Origin of the sequence: Treponema sp. Marseille-Q4132 (assembly GCF_014334835.1) — a bacterium.
GTDB classification, from domain to species: Bacteria; Spirochaetota; Spirochaetia; order Treponematales; family Treponemataceae; genus Treponema_D; species Treponema_D paredis.
In genome coordinates, this window is record NZ_CP060591.1 from 2,282,322 (window position 1) to 2,300,410 (window position 18,089).

Annotated in this window: 16 protein-coding genes and 1 tRNA gene; 5 read left to right on the plus strand and 12 right to left on the minus strand. The window is 51.6% G+C overall.

From position 1 onward, the window contains the following. Nucleotides 1–26: 26 nt before the first annotated feature. A complete protein-coding gene (locus H9I35_RS10405) occupies nt 27–1,154 on the plus strand; it encodes a PTS sugar transporter subunit IIC (protein WP_187419314.1) in 1,128 nt (375 codons plus the stop codon). A gap of 162 nt (nt 1,155–1,316) precedes the next feature. Continuing rightward, nucleotides 1,317–2,936, plus strand: coding sequence for a Na+/H+ antiporter NhaC family protein (locus tag H9I35_RS10410; protein ID WP_187419315.1), 1,620 nt, complete (start codon nt 1,317–1,319; stop codon nt 2,934–2,936). 49 nt (nt 2,937–2,985) lie between these two features. Here H9I35_RS10410 and H9I35_RS10415 read toward each other — a convergent pair whose 3' ends face one another. From H9I35_RS10415 to H9I35_RS10430, 4 genes are all read right to left on the minus strand, one after another. Continuing rightward, nucleotides 2,986–3,741, minus strand: a complete 756-nt coding sequence (locus H9I35_RS10415; RefSeq protein WP_187419316.1) for an NAD-dependent protein deacylase — start codon at nt 3,739–3,741, stop codon at nt 2,986–2,988. A gap of 313 nt (nt 3,742–4,054) precedes the next feature. Continuing rightward, on the minus strand, nt 4,055–4,792 hold the full coding sequence (locus tag H9I35_RS10420; protein WP_016520626.1) for a DUF4469 domain-containing protein: 738 nt from the start codon (nt 4,790–4,792) through the stop codon (nt 4,055–4,057). An 822-nt stretch (nt 4,793–5,614) separates the two neighbouring features. Further along, nucleotides 5,615–6,052, minus strand: a complete 438-nt coding sequence (locus H9I35_RS10425; protein ID WP_187419317.1) for a DUF6884 domain-containing protein — start codon at nt 6,050–6,052, stop codon at nt 5,615–5,617. A gap of 336 nt (nt 6,053–6,388) precedes the next feature. Continuing rightward, nucleotides 6,389–7,660 carry a leucine-rich repeat domain-containing protein gene (locus H9I35_RS10430; RefSeq protein ID WP_187419318.1) on the minus strand — a complete coding sequence of 424 codons (1,272 nt, stop codon included), beginning with the start codon at nt 7,658–7,660 and terminating at the stop codon, nt 6,389–6,391. An 817-nt stretch (nt 7,661–8,477) separates the two neighbouring features. Between H9I35_RS10430 and H9I35_RS10435 the strand changes: the two genes are divergently transcribed. Next, entirely contained in the window at nt 8,478–9,332 is an 855-nt protein-coding gene (locus H9I35_RS10435; protein WP_187419319.1) for an Rpn family recombination-promoting nuclease/putative transposase, read from the plus strand. 114 nt (nt 9,333–9,446) lie between these two features. On the opposite strand, the gene H9I35_RS10440 is transcribed toward H9I35_RS10435, so the two are convergent. The 5 genes from H9I35_RS10440 to H9I35_RS10460 form a co-directional block, all read right to left on the minus strand. Further along, nucleotides 9,447–10,145, minus strand: coding sequence for an ABC transporter ATP-binding protein (locus tag H9I35_RS10440; RefSeq protein ID WP_187419320.1), 699 nt, complete (start codon nt 10,143–10,145; stop codon nt 9,447–9,449). Further along, the gene (locus H9I35_RS10445) at nt 10,138–11,778 is read right to left on the minus strand and encodes an ABC transporter permease (RefSeq protein WP_187419321.1); all 1,641 of its coding nucleotides are present in this window, start codon (nt 11,776–11,778) and stop codon (nt 10,138–10,140) included. The genes H9I35_RS10440 and H9I35_RS10445 overlap by 8 nt, the downstream gene beginning before the upstream one ends. Beyond that, a complete protein-coding gene (locus H9I35_RS10450; RefSeq protein ID WP_187419322.1) occupies nt 11,775–12,809 on the minus strand; it encodes a thiamine ABC transporter substrate-binding protein in 1,035 nt (344 codons plus the stop codon). The genes H9I35_RS10445 and H9I35_RS10450 overlap by 4 nt, the downstream gene beginning before the upstream one ends. A gap of 328 nt (nt 12,810–13,137) precedes the next feature. Next, nucleotides 13,138–13,211: transfer RNA gene (locus H9I35_RS10455), tRNA-Arg, on the minus strand. 37 nt (nt 13,212–13,248) lie between these two features. After that, nucleotides 13,249–14,103 (minus strand): MBL fold metallo-hydrolase, encoded by an 855-nt coding sequence (locus H9I35_RS10460; RefSeq protein ID WP_252722651.1) that lies wholly within the window; start codon nt 14,101–14,103, stop codon nt 13,249–13,251. A 165-nt stretch (nt 14,104–14,268) separates the two neighbouring features. Here H9I35_RS10460 and H9I35_RS10465 point away from each other — a divergent pair, with 165 nt between their 5' ends. Both H9I35_RS10465 and H9I35_RS10470 read left to right on the plus strand, forming a co-directional pair. Continuing rightward, nucleotides 14,269–14,454, plus strand: coding sequence for a type II toxin-antitoxin system HicA family toxin (locus tag H9I35_RS10465; protein WP_187419323.1), 186 nt, complete (start codon nt 14,269–14,271; stop codon nt 14,452–14,454). Next, entirely contained in the window at nt 14,451–14,828 is a 378-nt protein-coding gene (locus tag H9I35_RS10470) for a type II toxin-antitoxin system HicB family antitoxin (protein WP_187419324.1), read from the plus strand. Before H9I35_RS10465 ends, H9I35_RS10470 begins: the two co-directional genes overlap by 4 nt. A gap of 7 nt (nt 14,829–14,835) precedes the next feature. Here the strand turns inward: H9I35_RS10470 and H9I35_RS10475 are convergent, their stop codons facing one another. The 3 genes from H9I35_RS10475 to prs are packed head-to-tail and all read right to left on the minus strand — an operon-like array spanning nt 14,836 to nt 17,965. Then, complete coding sequence (locus H9I35_RS10475) at nt 14,836–15,489, minus strand: HAD family hydrolase (RefSeq protein WP_187419325.1); 654 nt, start codon at nt 15,487–15,489, stop codon at nt 14,836–14,838. Continuing rightward, nucleotides 15,486–16,709 (minus strand): FGGY-family carbohydrate kinase, encoded by a 1,224-nt coding sequence (locus H9I35_RS10480; protein WP_187419326.1) that lies wholly within the window; start codon nt 16,707–16,709, stop codon nt 15,486–15,488. Before H9I35_RS10480 ends, H9I35_RS10475 begins: the two co-directional genes overlap by 4 nt. After that, nucleotides 16,706–17,965 (minus strand): ribose-phosphate diphosphokinase, encoded by a 1,260-nt coding sequence (gene prs, locus H9I35_RS10485; RefSeq protein WP_187419327.1) that lies wholly within the window; start codon nt 17,963–17,965, stop codon nt 16,706–16,708. Before prs ends, H9I35_RS10480 begins: the two co-directional genes overlap by 4 nt. Nucleotides 17,966–18,089 lie beyond the last annotated feature (124 nt).

Genomic DNA, 18,089 nt, shown 5'->3' on the forward strand with positions numbered 1-18,089 from the left:
ATTATTATTTTTCCTCGAGGTGTTCTATGAACAAGTATTTCAAACGGTATGTAGTCGATGCGTTCGGCGGAATGTCGCTCGGCCTTTTTTCCACGCTCATCATCGGATTGATTATAAAGCAGATCGGCGGATTTTTTCCGTCCGCAGACGCTTTGGGCGGCGCAGGCGGTACGAGCGTCTATGCATCTCTTGCGTATGCGGGAAGATTTTTTAAGCTCACGGGTCAAGTGCTCACCGTACTCACGGGAGCCGGAATCGCGTGCGGAGTTGCGCATTCGCTCGGTGCGCCGAAGCTCGCTTTGTACGGAAGCATCCTCACCGGCACGATCGGCGCGTATTCCGTAAAATGCGCCGCCTATTTGAGCGCAGGGCAGTCGGCCTTTATCGCGGAAAACGGAAGCGTGCTTTTGGCGGGGCCGGGTGATCCGCTCGGCGCGTTTGCCGCGGCTTTAGTCGGCGCCGAATGCGGAAGGCTCGTCGCGGGAAAGACTAAAATCGATATAGTCGTCGTGCCCGCCGTAACCGTCGTCACAGGCGCCGCCGCCGCATTGCTCTTCGGGCCCGCCCTTGCGTCCGCATCGGCCGCTCTCGGAAGCGGCATACAGAAGGCGACGGAACTCGAACCGTTTTGGATGGGCATCGTGCTCTCCGTCGTCATGGGGATGATTTTGACGCTGCCCATAAGTTCCGCTGCCGTCGCGATCATACTCGGCATGACGGGGATCGCGGGAGGAGCTGCGACTGCGGGCTGCTGCGCGCAGATGATAGGCTTTGCCGTCATCAGCTTCCGCGACAACGGCTTTAACGGTTTTTTCGCGCAGGGACTCGGAACGTCCATGCTGCAGATCCCGAACATCTGCAAAAATCCTTTTATATGGATTCCGCCGATCCTCGCTTCGGCGATCACCGGCCCCCTCGCGTCGTGTCTCTTTAAGATGCGCACGCTTCCTGCGGGAGCGGGTATGGGGACGAGCGGACTTGTCGGGCCGATCATGACGTTTCAAGCGATGCAGGGAGCGGAGAGCGCCCCTCTTATCATCCTAAAGATAATCGCAGTCGATGTGATCTTTCCCGCCGTACTCGCATACGTTTTTTATGCGGTACTCCGCGCTCGGGCTTTGATCCGCGACGGTGATATGAAGCTCGACGCATAGCGGAATTCGCGCGACGGGGTGCGCTCATCCGCGTCCGCTACGCGCGCCGGAGTACGCTCATCCGCGCTCCGTACGCGCGTCGGCGGAAATCCCTACGGCAAGACATGAAAGAGCGAATATGCTAAAATAGATCATCCTGTCATATCCAGTTGGAGGATCATAATGACCAGTTTCGGTATGTGGGGCATCATTCCCCCGCTTTTAACAATCGTGCTTGCCTTCGTCACCAAAGACGTGATCGTATCGCTCTTTTTGGGCATTTTGTCGGGCACGCTTATCGTCGCGGGGGGCAATCCCGCCCTTGCGCTCATGCATCTCACCGATGCGCTCGCTTCTTCGCTCGCCGACGGATGGAATATCCGCATTTTCCTTTTTTGCGCGCTGCTCGGAGGCCTTGTCGGTATGCTTTCGAAGACCGGGGCGGCCGGCGCTTTCGGCAAATGGGCGTCGCTGAAGTTGAAGACGAGCAAGGGATCGCTTGTCATGTCGTTTATTTTCGGCTTGATAATTTTTATCGACGATTATTTCAATTCGCTTACCGTCGGTACGATCATGCGTCCGATCTGCGACAAGACGAAAGTCGCGCGTGCGAAACTTGCCTACGTGCTCGATTCGACGGCGGCTCCCGTGTGCATCATCGCTCCGATTTCGAGCTGGGTCGTTACCGTTATGTCCATCGTAAAGGGAGCCGAAGGCTTCGATGCGATGCAGATGACGCCGTTCGAGTTTTTTATCCGCTCCATACCGTACAACCTCTATGCGCTCGGCACGCTCGTCTTCGTACTCGTCATCATTTTAACAAAACGCGATTTCGGCCCGATGAAGTCTTCCGAAGCGCGCGCGGCACAAGGGAAACTCTTTTATGAAAGAAAGTACGGAGCCGTTGCGGGCGAAGTCGAAAACACCGTAAACGATTCGGCAAAGCCCGCCGATATGCTCTTTCCGATCATCGTTCTCATTGTGACGGCGCTGATCTTTTTTCCGGTGACGACGTGGATGAGCGCGGTCGACGGAAAATCGATTATGTCCTTTGCCGATGCCGCGAAAACGATCCCGCTCGGAGACGCATTCAAAGATACCGACGCATCGGTCGCGCTTTTTTACGCCATCATCTTTACGATCTTCGCGACGTATATTTATTATATTGCAAGAAAATTGTTAAACTTGAGCGGAGCGGGAGAAGCGCTTCGGGACGGCATCAAATCGATGATACCGGCGCTTATCATTTTGTCGATGGCGTGGACGATCGGAACGATCATCAAATCTTCGCCGTCGGACGGAGGTCTCGGACTCGGCATCTACCTTTCGGAAATCGTCGTCAAACAGCGCTTTCCGCTTGAACTCATTCCCGTCATCGTCTTTGCCCTTTCCGCTCTCATTTCATTCGCGACCGGCACGAGCTGGGGTACATTCGGCATTATGATCCCGCTTGTCATGCCGATCGCGACGGGACTTGCGCAGGCGAAGGGATTGGATCAAGCGTCCCTCGTGAACGCATGCATGATCTGCATCGCAGCCGTCGTCGGAGGAGCCGTGTTCGGCGATCACGCATCTCCCATTTCCGATACGACGATCCTTTCGTCCACGGGAGCGGGCTGTCCGCACCTCGAACACGTTGCGACCCAAATGCCCTACGCGGTGTTTATCGCGTTCTGTTCTGCGCTCGGCTTTATCGCAGGCGGTTTTTCCATGAACATGATCGCGGCATGGCTTTCGTTCGCGCTCATCCTCGCTGTCGGCATCGTCTTTTTGCCCAAAACGGTAAAAGCGAAAGCGGACTGAAAAGCGGAGGCGTGATTTCCTGCGTGAGCGGTAGGAGTGCGCCCTCCGTTTACGCGGTTTTTACGGCGCCGAGCACTTTTCCGATCGAATCACGGATGACGAGCGTTGCGATCGCATCGCCTCCCGTCGCGGTTTTATTGATAACGACGAGTTTGTTTCCGCGGTAATAGTTTACGAGACTTGCCGCGGGATAGACGACGAGAGATGTGCCGCCGATGATGAGCATATCCGCGTCCCGTATGGCGCGGACGGCTCCTTCGATGCAGGCGCCGTCGAGACCTTCTTCGTAGAGCACGACATCGGGCTTAACGATGCCGCCGCACTTTGGACAGTGCGGTATGCCGTCGGGAGCCTTCGCGCTTTCGGCGATAAAATCGATATCGTAGGAAGCGCCGCATTTCATACAGTAATTGCGCAGCGTGCTTCCGTGCAGTTCGAATACGTTTTTACTTCCCGCCGCCTGATGCAGTCCGTCGATGTTTTGCGTGACGACGGCGGTGAGCTTTCCCGCCTTTTCGAGTTCCGCAAGTTTTTTGTGCGCCGCGTTCGGCTTTACGCCTTTGACGATGAGCTTTTCGCGGTAAAAGCGGTAAAACTCCGCGGGGTTCGCGTCGAAAAAACTCCTGCTGAGCATTTGTTCGGGAGGATATTTCCATTGTTGGTGATACAGTCCGTCCGTACTTCTGAAGTCGGGGATACCGCTTTCCGTCGAAACGCCCGCTCCGCCGAAAAATACGATAGAGCGGCTTTCGTCTATCATGCGCTGGAATTTTGCAATCGCTTTATCGAAATCGTTGTCGTTCATAACATACAGTATAGCGCGTTTTCGGTGCGGCGTCAGTTCCGTCTTGTAGGGGCAGTTTGATGCCCCGTTTTGCAGGGGCGCGGAATGCGGTATACGGGAAGTTCGTATCGCCGTATACGAGCGCTTCGTATGGCGGTATACGAGAGATCCGAGTCGCGGCATACGAAAAGCGCGTATCGCCGTATACGAAGAGTTCGTAAGGCGCTATACGGGCGGTACGGGATATACGATCGGATCAAGCCTGTGCATGAATAAAATATCCGCTCGAAAGGACTTGCCTTTGAGCGGACAGCCGGATGCGATTGCTTTGCGATTATCTTTTGGCGGTGCAGCTAAGTTTACAGACGATTTCGCGTAGCTCTTTCAATACGGTTGCGCTTCCCGTGTATTTTGTGCGCACGATAACGGTCGTTTTGCCTTCGGGAAGCGATGAGGGAACGCGGGCGATGAGCTGACCGGGCTTATTGACCGAAAGGCGGCGGGATGTTTTGTGCTCCGCGCCGTCGGCCCCTTTGAAAAACACACCCTGAGCGGCATCGCTTTCATCGACTTTGATTTTTTCTCCTTCGATGATGAGATCGTCTCCGATCGTGATCGTGCCGTCCGACAATCCCGTCGCCGTGTCGGTGACTGACGTGATGCGGAACGAATCGTCTTTTAAGCCGAGTACTTTTACGGTGATATCGTCGAGGACGGCTTTGAAGTCGTGCGTCGGAATGAGGTCTACGGTACGCTTGTGTACGGCCGCGTTATAGGGCGAGTTTTCGGTTTTCCACACACCCGTAACGCGCGGGGCGATCTGCACGATGCCGTCGATAAAGCTCATGCCGTCCTGAATGAAGTTTTTTACCGCTTCATCGCGGAGGTTCAAAATATTGATGATGGTTTCGCGCCGGAACTCGCTTCTTTCTTTTGTGATGACGTCGGCGATGTCTTCGTTCCGTTTCGCTCCTCCGCGGAAACGGACGTCCGCGATGCAGTCGCGCTCGGTATCTTTTGAAAGCGTGTTCGGACGAAGGTAGACTTCCCATACGAACTTTTTCTTTGACATGGTGTTCTCCTCATAAGGGGGAGCCCTTAGACCCCGTCTTGCAGGGGCAGGACGACACCCCCGTTCAGGGCAGGGGTTTCTTCCTGCCCCTACGACCCCATCCTTCTTCCTCGCACTGCTTAGGGCTCCGCCCCTAAGAAGCGCGAAGAATAAAGAGCGGGATGCGCTTATGGAACCTTCGGGCGGGGGGCCGCCGGAAGACGCGGGTAAACCGTAAGAAGAGCGGCGCGTGTAAGTGGGCGGTTTACCTTTTGAGTGTCTTTTTTACCTCCCATAAAAAACTTTTGCAGGAAATATCAATTTCCGAAAAAGTTTTTAGCCGTGCGCGTGCGCGCACACGTTTAATAGTCGAGTTTGCAAAATAAAGCGTATCGTATTTATGCGATTTTTATCGAAACACTACGTATACACATTTTCTGCAAACATCCGCGCAAACTCGAGATAAAAAGCGACGGCGATATTTCAGACGGCGTTTTTTATCGTACCTCCTTATGTAATTGATAGGTCGAAAGTCGAGTTTCGAAAGTATTTCTAAATAAAGATATGCTTTCGGCGAGAACCCGTCCGCTAAGCCGCGGTCGAGCTTTTAGGGTACGCTTCCGTAAGCCTAACGCTCGAAACGGCACGCAGCCGGAACCTCGCCTCCGCATCATTTTATTTACTTTCGAAACTCGCCATTCAGTTGGTGAACGAAACGGATGGAAAATTTCGAGTTTTAGAAAACTCGAAATTGGACCTGATAATTTGTACTGTGTAACGGATTTATCAATTACACAGTACGGAAAATTACCCGTTGAAACGCCGGCCGCTTCCGGCAGTCCGCTAGGCTTTGATGCCCCGTTTTGCAAGCTCTTCTTTGAGCCAGTGTAATTGGTTGCCTATTCCGCCTATTTTGTGCAGGGGCGTGCTGCAGTTTTTGAGCGCGGGTTTTAAATATCGGAAGTGTGTTTCCCCTGCAAGGATGATGAACTCGTCTTTTTCTATGTCCGTCTTTTCCTTTAACGAAGCAAGGACTTTTTGCGCCCATGCTTTTTGTTCGTCGCGGGTCTGTTCCTTCAGATCAACTTCATACCACGCAACTTCCGCCGGCAATTCGAGCAGATGATATTTATCCGAGAGGATGAATATCATATCGGGTTTTAGAACGTGTTTTGCATAGGCAAGCTCTTTTTTATACAGCGGACTTATATATAAATCTTCCGCAATATGTTTGGCAGGGTCTTTTTCTTTTGAACACGAAATCAATACGACCTTTTTCATTTTTCTTCCTTCCATAAAAACTTTTGCAGGTACTTGCAGCGAAGCTTCAAGCAAGGTGCAACTTCCGAAAAAGTTTTTAGCCGTGCGCAAAAGCGCACATGTTCAATAATCGAGTTTGCGAAACTGTACTGTATCGTAGCCTTTCAATTTCATCAAAACGATACGTATGCATAGCTTCCGCAAACATCCGTGCAAACTCGAGATAAGAACGCTGCGATTTCGAACAATGCACAGAAATCGCGAGTGTCTCCGATAAAAGAAAAACGCTTCAGCGTTTTTCGGCTCTCGACTCCAGCGCCGCCTCTTTTCAGACGGCGCTTTGTATCGTACCTCCCCTCAGGGAACTTCCGTTATTTGGCTTGCTTTTATATCGCTTTTGCTGTTGAGCAATAAGTTCTTTCTGTTGCCGCCCGCCTTTACCGTAAATACGGCATCCGCTTTACAGTTTTTGAATGCCTCGTAGCCGATAGACGTAAGCTGGATACACTGGGTGAAATCGAAGGCGGTTACCTTATTACAGTTTTTAAAAGCACCCCAGTCGATGTGCTTAAGGCTTGCAGGTAAAACTACCGTGCCCGTTATCTCCGTACAATTTTCAAATGCACATTCGGCTATTTCCGTAACGCCTGCGGGTATGACGAGGGCGCCCGAAGGCGTTTCATTATACCCTTTAAGCACGCCGCCTTCGATACGCAGATTGGGGTTTACAAGCGGTTTTGCCGAAGCGAAAACGGTTTTGTTTTCATTGAAAAGGGCCGCATCGTTTACGTCGATTCCCGCCGCATCGTCGAACTTCCAGCCTTCGTTTTCCCAGCCCGTCTCATAGGTTACGAGGGCTTCGGCGCCCGAGCGTATATCCTGCCATACCGCACCCTTATCGGCGGTAAAAGTGTTTTTCGTGTGTACCGTTACGTGTTCGCCTCCGGTAACGGTGATCGTTATTTTTTCAGGCACTGGCGCTCCCTGAGCTTTGGCGAGGGCGACGACGGTTTTGTTTTCATTGAAAACGGTCGTATCGCTTATGTCGCTCCCTGCTGCACTGTCGAACTTCCATCCTGCAGCTTCCCAGCCGGCTTCGTAGGTTACGAGGGCTTCGGCGCCCGAGCGTATATCCTGCCATACCGCACCCTTATCGGCGGTAAAAGTGTTTTCCGTGTGTACCGTTACGTGTTCGCCTCCGGTAACGGTGATCGTTATTTTTTCAGGCACTGGCGCTACCTGAGCTTTGGCGAGGGCGACGACGGTTTTGTTTTCATTGAAAACGGTCGTATCGCTTATGTCGCTCCCTGCTGCACTGTCGAACTTCCATCCTGCAGCTTCCCAGCCGGCTTCGTAGGTTACGGTAATATTCCCTTTTATCGCACTCCACGCCGAGCCTTTGTCGACGGTGAGCGAAGCGGGTTCGGCCTTTTGTACGTGTTCACCCTTTGCGACCGTCAGCGTTACCTTTTGTTCCGCAGGCGGTACGGAAGGGTTTTGTGTTTGATTTTCCGGAGACTGCGGGCAGCCCGTAAACAAGAATACCGCTGCCAACAGTGCGGCCGTGATGAGCGCCTCCGCTCCTCTGCACGTAAAAGCTTTTGCCTTCGTGTCTTTACGTTTTGTCATAGATGACTCCCATAAAAACTTTTGCAGGTACTTGCAGCGAAGCTTCAAGCAAGGTGCAACTTCCGAAAAAGTTTTTAGCCGTGCGCGTATGCGCACACGTTCAATAGTCGAGTTTGCAAAATAAAGCGTATCGTATTCATGCGATTTTTATCGAAGCGAAACATATACACGTCTTCTGCAAACATCCAAGCAAACTCGAGATAAGAACGCTGCGATTTCGAGCAATGCACAGAAATCGCGAGTGTCTCCGATAAAAGAAAAACGCTTCAGCGTTTTTCGGCTCTAGACTCCAGCGACGGCGATATTTCAGACGGCGTTTTTTATCGTACCTCCTTTTGGGTGAGAAAATAAAAAACGCACGGAGACTTTGTCCCGTGCGTGCGGTATGCGGTGAGAAAATGCTGTATGCGGAGAGCGTGTTATGTAAGCGTTTCGGGGACGGGCGGGTAGGGGTTACGCTGCGAACGAACGAACGAACGATGATGCACAATTCGGCGGCTTTGTCAAGTACCGGATCGTAGTTTTGCGTTACCGGTATATACGTTGTGCAGGCGTCGGCGTACATGGCTCCCTCTCGTCGTAGGCAATCGGATTGACGTAAGATGTCCTCTGCAATTATTATAACCCGTTTTTATGCGGATTGCAATCTTTCGCATAAAAAGCGGTAATGGGGGAACGGAGCTGTGGCTGCGGGATGTGTGCGCGGAGGGGGTATCCGTTTATTTTCATAAAAAACCGCGTAATTTGTTAATTTACGGGCGATATATATTGCAGCGGCTTTCCCGGCGGCTCTATCTCAACAATCGAAGGTATCCTCATGGTATATACCCACAAACCTGTCGAAGAACTTACCTTTACCGACGACTTTATGTTCGGCACGGTCATGAAAAATAAAACGATATGCAAGGGCGTCATCGAACGGCTTTTGCATATCAAAGTCGGAAAAATCGAATATCCCTCGCTGCAAAAAATGATAGCTCCGTTTTACGAAAGCAAGAGCATACGCCTCGATGTCTATGTTTCAGACCCCGAGCACGTCTTCGATATCGAAATACAAACATCGATTCCGCCTTTTCTTCCCAAGCGTACGCGCTATTACCAAAGCCTTATGGATGTCGATAACCTCTTGAGAGGACAAAGCTATGCGGAATTAAAAGAGAGCTACGTCATTTTTATCTGTACGCAGGATCCCTTCGGCAAAAGCTTGCCTGTCTACGAATTCCGCAATATCTGTACCGCCGACGGTACTCTTTTTCTTGATGACAAATCGTATAAAGTATTTTATAATACGGGTGCCTACGGTAAAGAAGATGAGCCTGAATTGAGCGCCTTGCTGCAGTATCTTTGCGAGGGGCGGGCGACGAGCGGTTTTACACAGCACATTGATGCGCTTATCGAAAAAGCGAAACGGAACGAAAAGTTCAGGAGCATATATATGTCGTTGAATATTCATGAAGATGACTTACGCATGGCAGGTGAAAAGATCGGCTTTGAACGGGGGATGCGCAAGGGCAGGGAAGACGGAATTTTACAGGGTCGACGCGACGGTATTGCTGCGGGAGCGTATCAAAAAGCACGAGAAACGGCCAAGCTGATGCAGCGAGAAAGCTGTTCTGTCGATTTTATACAGCGGATGACCGGTCTTTCGGAAGCGGAAATTAAAAAGCTGTAGTGTCATTTGCCTGTCGCAATTCGATATTCGGTCTTTTGGATAAAATTGATTTCAGTGTGCGGGCTTCACGCGGTGATGACGGCATCGCTACGATGCGGATCGGAACCTTTACCGCTATCCGAGCATCGATTCGTTAAAGTCTTCGGGCGCTCCTTCCCATTTTTTTTTGCCGTTTTCCATTACGATAACAGTGTCCGCGACGGCTTTCGCTTCGGCTATGTCGTGCGTAACGAAGATGCCGGTAAAGCCTTCTTTCTTTTGGCTTTTGCGGATATCGGATGCGAGTTTTTTCCGTAGCGGTGCGTCGAGCGATGAAAGCGGCTCGTCGAAGAGGACGAGGGGCGGCTTTACGATAAGCGTCCGCGCGAGCGATACGCGCTGGGCTTCGCCGCCCGAAAGCGTGTCGGGCATGCGTTTTCCGAAGCCTGCGAGCGCGAATTCCGCAATATATTTTTCGGCTTCCGCTTCGGCTTCTTTTTTACCCATACCGCGGCTTCGAAGTCCGTATGCGACGTTTTCCGCAACGGTCAAATGCGAAAAAAGCGCAGGGCTTTGAAAGACCATGCCGATCCCGCGTTTTCCGGGTGCGGTCTTTGTCAATGTTTTTCCGTCGAGCCTTACGGTGCATTCTTTTCCGTCGTTCCGTTTGCCGCTTTCTTCGAGCCCTGCGATGAGGCGAAGCACGGTCGACTTTCCGCTTCCGCTTTTTCCGACGATGACGGTCATCGTACCCTTTGCCGCCGCAAATGAAAAGTCGACGGTAACCGAATCCCACACGCGATAGAGATTGTCCGCGCAAAAATAATTATCCATAGAGCGATCCGAAATTATTGATTTTATTGCCGAACGCAAAGACAAGAGCACATAAAGCGCAGAGGATCGTACCGCAGATGCACGCGTCGGAAAAGCGATATGCGGACGCGAGCCGGTACGTATACAGCGACAAAGTGTCGAAGCGCGGTACGGAAAGAACGAGCGGCAGAGCGGTGTCTCCCATACTTACGGCAAAGCAAAAACCGAATGCCGAAACGATCCCTCTCTTTGCCGACGGGATCATGATGCGGAATATCGTGTCGGGTGCGACCGGTGAAAGCATGCGCCCGGCGTCGATCGCCGCTTGCGGCACGGCGCACAGCGATGCGTAGATTTGCCGGAAGGCGAGCGGCCACGCGAGGGCGGCTTCGGCTAGAACGAGCGTCGCTATGGAAGCGCTGCGCACGGCGATCATCATACCGACTCCCATGACGACCGAAGAAAGCGCCATCGGAAGCATGGGAAGCGTTCCGAGTATTTCCGATTTTCCGAGCGGGTCGCGGAGGCGGATATATGCCGCGTAAGTGAATCCTGCAATGACGCATAAAAGGGCTGTGCAGGGGGCGGTCATGCACGTGCCGAAAAGCGCGTTTTTGAATCCTTTCGAAGTTATAATTTTAATAAACGATACGATCCCGCCCTGTGCCGAAAATCCTCCTGCTGCGATCCCTGCAAGCGGCGCGAGAAAAAAAAGCGCGACGAGAAAGGCGATGACTGCGGCAAAGGCGTATTCGATTATTTTCGTACGCTTTTCTTCATAAGGCGCACAGCCTATCGGAGGCGCGTCGTTTTTTTTCGTACGTTCAGCGGTTTCCGTTCCGGCAGCGCCTTTGCGCGCGCCGTAGATAAAGAGTACCGTCATGGCGCACAGCGTTTCGATGAGCGCAAGAGCCGCCGCCGTTCTGAAGTCGAGGGAGGCGCGCGCGGCCCGGTATATTTCCGTTTCGAGCGTTGAAGATCCGGGGCTTCCGAACAGGAGTACGATCATAAAGCTGAAAAAACAGTAGAGAAAAACGGGAACGCAGGCTGCCGCTATCGCGGGGGAAAGTTCGTGCAGCGTTACGGTAAAAAAGATACGCTTCTCGTTTGCTCCGAGCATGCGCGCGGCATCGCGCTTTACGGGCGAAAGCGCTTCCCAAAAAGATGAAACGACTGCGGTGACGAGCGGAAAATTGTAAAAGCCCTGTACGATGATGATGCCTGCCGTCGAATAGAGGAGCGTGAGCGGTGCTTTTTTCAGATGAAAGATTTTTATTAAAATCGAATTGACCGTACCGTTGATGCCGAATACGGCGACAAAGCCGAGCGCGATGATCAGCGACGGAACGCACAGCGGGACGGCGGAAAGCGAAAGGATAAAGCGCTTTCCCGGAAAGCTTCTGTTTGCGGTAAAAAAAGCCGCACCTATGCCGACCGCCGCCGCCGTCAGCGTGGAAAAAAACGCGATAGCGAGAGTACGGAGTGCCGTGCGGGCTATATACCCGCCTGCGATGCGCGCGCTTTCGGTTTTTACAAAGAGCGGTGAAAAAGAAGCGGCGAGGGGGACGGCAAAGGCTCCGATTATTAAAATGAAAAGCGCCGAAGCGAGTATGCATACTCCGTATTCGACGCTTCCGCTGCGGCCCTTTGTCATTTGCCGAGCGCTTCGATGATGTGCGGCACGGCACTTTCGACGGCGAGCGCGTCGTATGTAAGCGTTTTCGATTCTGCAGGCGCTGCGAGCGCATAGCATTCGGGGAGAGCGACGGTTTTATTTGCAGGATACATCCACTGCGTGAGCGGTATCGCGTTTTGCGCTTCGCTTCCGATGAGGTAGGCGATAAACGCTTTCGCACCTTCCGCATTCGGCGCGCCTTTTACGATACCCGCGCCTTCGATCTGTTCGACGTGTCCTTCGCCGAATATGAGCGCTCGGTAGCGGTCCGTTTTATCGGCATAGACGTGATAGGCGGGACTGGTCACGTAGCTTACGACGAGCGGCGCTTCTCCTTTCGTAAAGAGACCGTAGCCGCTGCTCCAGCCGGACGCCATCGTCAGCACGGAAGGTTTGAGTTCCTGCCAATAGCGTTCGTAATCGCTTCCGAACACGGCGATCGTCCATGCGGCAAAGCCGAGTCCCGGCGTACTCGTTCTCGGATCCATGAGGATGAGTTTTTTTGCGTATTCACTCTTCGTTAAATCTTTAAGGCTTTTCGGCGCGGGCGTATTCGACTGCGTGTCGTAGATGATCGCGAATTTGCTCCAGTCGTAGGGCGTAAGGAGCCAGTCGCCGCCCAAGCCGTCTGAAAGCTCTGAGGGGATGAGGTCGTCCGCGCCTTCGGGTTTAAAAGAAACGAGGACGTTTTCTTTTCTTGCTTTATTTATTAAATTGTTGTCGATGCCGAGAAGTACGTCCGCCTGCACTTTGTTTTTTTCGAGGACGGCTTTCGAAAGGATCTGCGCCCCGTCTCCGCAGTTTACGTATACGGCCGAAAAGCCCGTCGCTTTTTCAAAGCCGCTTGCGATTGCGCTTCCGGGGCCCCATTCGCTCATAAAGGAATCGTAAGTGTAGATGACGACTTCTTTTTTTTGAGAAACCTGCACCGCAGTTTTTTTACTGCACGCAGCCGATACGAAAAGATTGGTAATTAATAAAATTGAAAGAATGAAACGATGAGCGTTCATAGTCTTCCTCCGCCGGCATTATCCGGATCAGGTTGGAATACCGTACGGTATTCTGCGGGTATGATCTCAGGTCGCGACATTGTCGTTTCCACCCCGGTTATGAACTCAGTATAGTAAAAGATTTTTTTTGCGTCAAGATTAGGGTTTTGTGTGACATTTTGCAAAAAATGTGCAAGCTTGGGCGCACGCGTTAGGTGCCGGAGCAACGCGAAGCGGCCGCAGGAGCGAAGTATACGAGCGAGGCGGCTGGAGCGGAAGCGGAATTGCGCAGGCACCGGCGGGCGAAGCCCGCAACGCCCTATTTCCGAATTTTAATAATTAATAATTACGGCCCATACGCGATTCGAACGCGTTACCTATTGCTTAGGAGGCAATCGCTCTATCCAGGTGAGCTAATGGACCAAATCTATTTTTCTGCGCGGCTTCGGCGGCAGGCGCGCTATATGCCGAAATCGTAATAGACGCCGCGCTTTGTGAATCCCGCAAAGCCGTCTTTTTTAGCGTCGTACTGATCGACGTTGTCTCCGTAGTGGCACAAAAGCATTTTCTTTTTCATATCGGCCGGAAGTTTTTTTAAGTCTTCGTAATACGCGTGTACTCCTCCGGGGAAAAATTGACAATCGTGAAAAATGTATTCGATGTCGTAGGTGCCGCACATCCAATCGAGCAGCTCCCTGTCGAACTGCGTGTCGCCCGGAAAGAGGATGCGGTCGTCGATGAGTATACCGACCGAATAAAAAGAGGTACGCCACGAACCCGTTTTGTCGGGGATGTGATGCGTACGGTAGAGTTTGACGTTGATGGAGCCGACGTTCGCTTCGTAGAGCGGGCGCGGACTTCGTGCGATTTGGCGCGGTTTTATCTGGTCGAAATAATCTTCAAAGGTCATAAAGGCGCCGTCGGTGTATTCGCCGTATGCACAGCCGCCTTTGAGCGATTGGTTCCATAAGATTTTTTTATACTGATCGGTGATAACCATCTTCGGACGGATCTTCGTCGTGTAGCGGCCGACGAGAGCGACTTCTTCGAGTCCGCCTATGTGATCCGCGTGCGAATGCGTGATGAGCAAATTTCTTACCGACGCGATGGACGAATTATATGTGTACATCGCATAGGGGCAGACCGCGCCGCAGTCGACGAGCAGGTGATCTTTGCCCTTGATAATAAGCACGTTATTCTGAAAATACTTTTTCGCAAAGGCGCTTCCCGTTCCGATAAAAAAGAAACGGAGGCTGCCGTCGCTCGTAAATTCGATTGTCTGCTCAAGCTTTTTGGTTTTCACGATAGACCTCATATCTTCATATTATTACATATAATGTAAAAATAATCAAATAAAAATCCCTTGCCTGCCTTTGCCTGCCGATCAATAAGCGGCGACACCGTTATATACGGCGGTATTGAGCGGCACGATACGGATAAGTTATTGACAATACGTGTTATACGTACTACACTTGTAAAAGTGAAAGATAAAGACCTTTTGAAATTATTATTAAAAGACGGCTGGAAATTGGTATCGGTAAAAGGCAGCCATCATAAAATTACCAAAAACGGAAAAACCGAGATAATCCCCGTGCACGGTAAAGATGTAAAAAAAGGTCTTTTAGCTGCTATTTTGAAAAGAACCGAACCGGAGGCAAAAAAATGAAAGTCATATATCCTGCTGTTTTTCATAGCGAAGACGGCGGTTTTTGGGTTGAGTTTCCCGATTTACCCGGATGTTCCACCCAGGGCGATACGGAAGGTGAAACGTATGCGAATGCCGTTGAAGCGATGGAGCTTTTTTTACAAGACGATTATACGGTCGATACTTTGCCTAAGGCATCGGCCGCACATAAAATTAAAACGGATAAAAAAAGTTTCGTATCTTTTGTATGCGGCGATTTTAAAATAAACGAAAAAGCCGTAAAAAAGACATTAACAATTCCTGCTTGGCTTAATATGCAGGCTGAAAAGGCCGGCGTCAATTTCAGCAAAACATTACAAGACGCATTGTGTGAAAAATTAAATCTTGTAATATAGCGCAGTTTTATATTGCCTTGTGCAGCACATTCGGCAGTTCGTACACGTCCGAAACTCCGTCAACGAGGATCCCGCCCATGCCCATGTCAAGCGGCAGAGCTATATCGATGTCGTAGCGGTCTCCGACGCTGAGGCATTCTTCGATTGCCGCGTCCGTTCTGCGCGCGGCTTCTTCGAAAGGCTCCCGCGCGGGTTTCGATTTTCCGAACGTATCGAGACCGATGACAGTTTCGATGCAGTTTTCGACACCGAGCGCTGAAAGCGTTTTGCGTCCGACGTCTGAGGGATTGTTCGTAACGCAGAGGAGGGCGTACGATTCTTTGAGCGTCTGTAAAACTTCGAAAAGTTTTTCATCGCGCGATAAAAAACGCTCAGGTTCGATGAGTTCGTTCCGCCACGCGACGCTCGTTTCGATCGGAATGCCGAGGGCTGCTAACGTATTGCATTCGCTTATTTTTTTTCCACCGTGCGTTTTCGACCATTCGCTTCGGTAATCGTCGAACATCGTTCGGGCTTTTTCTTCCGATATGCCTCGCACTTTTGCGAAACGGCGGAGCTGAACTTCGCTTTGATGAGATACGTACGCATCGTTCGTGTACAGCGTCGAATCGATGTCGAAGACGATTGTCTTGAGTTTTTCCGGCAAACGATAAATTTTCATAAGGCGTTCCGAGGTTTGTATATTTTAATAATTTTTACGAGGGAAGAAGCGGCTTCTTCGAGCGAGCCGTATACGCCCAATCCCGTAAAGGCGGCTGCCGCATCTCCTATAAGCTCAGCATCGGGGCACGCGGTGAGCGCAAGCGGAATACCGGCGTAATCGCATTTCATCTGCATCCATTGTTCGTTTTTCGTTTGGCCGCCGGTTACGACGACGGGAAGCCGAACGCGGATATTGTTTTTTTCGGCTGCCGCGAGCAGGGCGGAAAACGATTGGTGCAAATTTTCCGCTATGAGAGAAAGGATTTCGAAGCCGTCGCTTTCGGGGTGTTCGATGCAATAGGCGATGAGTTCTTCGTATGAAAACTCTCTTTCCATGATCGCTTCGACGATCGTCTTATAGTTGACGAACATGCGTCCGCTTTCCGTCTGCAGTATGGCCGCGTTCCAAAGACCCGGTATGACCGAGGGCAGAGGGCGGACCCGCTCTTCGTGCAGCGGAAAGGGCGTGCAGATATTGACGCCTTCGCTTGAACCGGCGCGGTCGTATATCTTTCCGACGGAGAGGGTATTCGTTCCGATCATCGCGGCGATAAAATCCGGTCCTCCGCAAAAAACGCGTACCGGTTTTTTTAAGCCGAGAGCGGCCGTCGCTTTTTCGTGCGTCGTTCCCGCATCGCTTGCGATCGGAACGTAGGGCGGGAGTTTGCCTTCGGGTACGGAGGCGGCATCGAGTTGTTCGCGCGTCCAATATGCGCTCTCGTAGCGCGCTTCCGGCAAAATCGTCAAGTCCGCTCCGGTGAGTTTATGGATGAGGTATTCCGGTCCGGAATAGATGTACGGAGAAGCGTTCCATTCGGCGGGAAAGAGTTCTCGGAAAGCCGCTATGCGCGGGATAAAAAGCGAATGTGCGGCGAGAGTTCCCGCGATCGGTGCGGGCTTTATGTCTGCATTCCACAAGAGCGTCGTTCCGTCTTCGGAAACTATCGTCGGTCCGTTTCCCGAAATGCCGATCGCCGCTATATCCGCTTCTCCGGCCGCATCGATGAGTTTTTTTGACGCGCTGCACAGAGCGGAAAACCATTTTTGCGCGATATACCGGTCATCCGGCTTTTCAAACGATTCTTTTGCAAATGCTTTGACCTTGCCCTCATCATCGATCAGTGCGGCTTTCAGCGATGTCGTTCCGATGTCGGCCGAGAGTACGGTCTTTTTCGTCATGTTTTCGGCTGCAGCGGCTGCGTCTGCTTTTCCATCTTTTCGATGAGCGTGCGGTTTTCGAGCAGACTGCTCAGCGATTGGTTATAGTGAACGCGCATGATGACGTTTGCAAAGAGGCCGCTTACGCTCGTGTTGATGTACCATTCCCGTTTGCACAGCGCTTCATGATAGACGGCGTTCGTTCCGATGATGCGGTAAAAAAGCCCCTGCCGGTACGCTTCATCGAAGAGGTCGATCGCGTTGCCGGTAAAAAACGGCAGGCTGATCGCGGCGATCACTTTCGTCGCTCCCTGTTCTTTTAAAAAGGCCATCGCTTTTAAAAGCGTGCCGCCGGTGCCGAGCATATCGTCGGCAAGGAAAGCTACTTTACCGTGCACGTCGCCGAGCAGCTTTATCGATTTGATATTCGTGTTCTTTGCGTTTTGCGTGACTACCGAATAATCGCGCTCTTTGTAGATCATCGCGAGAGGCAGCTTCAATCCGACCGCGTAGAATTTGTTTCGGTCGATGGCGCCCGTATCGGGAGACACGACGACTAAATCCTCCGTTTCACCGGTCAAGTCGACGATCTTACTCAGCTCGCGGATGATTTGATAGCTTGCATGCAGATTTTCAAGAATGATCGAACTGAACGCGTTGACGATTTCCCGCGAATGGATATCGAGCGTAATGATCCGCGTTACGCCGAGCCATTCGTAAATGTGGCCGAGCATACTCGCCGTAAGCCCTTCGCGTCCCTTTTTTTTGTGCTGGCGGCTGTAGGGGTAGGCGGGTACGACGAGCGTAATGGCCGCAGCTCCCGCCTGCCGCACCGCGTCGATCGTTACGAGCATGGACATGACGTGGTCGTTGACGGAAAGGACGGCTTTGTTCGTACCGTCGTTCAGCGAAAGCTCTTCGTGATTTTCTATGTCCTGAAAGATATATACGTCTTTTCCGCGTATGGATTCGAGCAGTTCGGTTTTGAATTCGCCGTTTGCAAAAAACGTAAAGCGCGCGGAAATTTTAAAAGACGGCGCCCTGTATTTCGTCACATCGCCTTTGATGTAAAGTTCGGGAGTGTCGATATCGTTTTCGAAATTGATTTTTTTGACGAGATCGTCTTTGTTCATTTCGTAGCGTTTTGAAATGACATCGTTTTTAAGCGTAAAACGATGTTTGTACATGTGCTTCAGATGCGTAATCACTTCGTCGGCGAAACGTTCTCCGCCCGGACATGCAACGACGGCCAGGTTCATCGGTTCGGAATACGGCATGATTCAAGACCTCTCTTTTGCGATTTCGCGTGTCGTTTTTATAGTATCATTTTTTTTGCGATGTGGCAATCGGCGGATTGTGCTTGACGATTGCGCCGTGTACGATTGCCCTCCGCTCGTATCG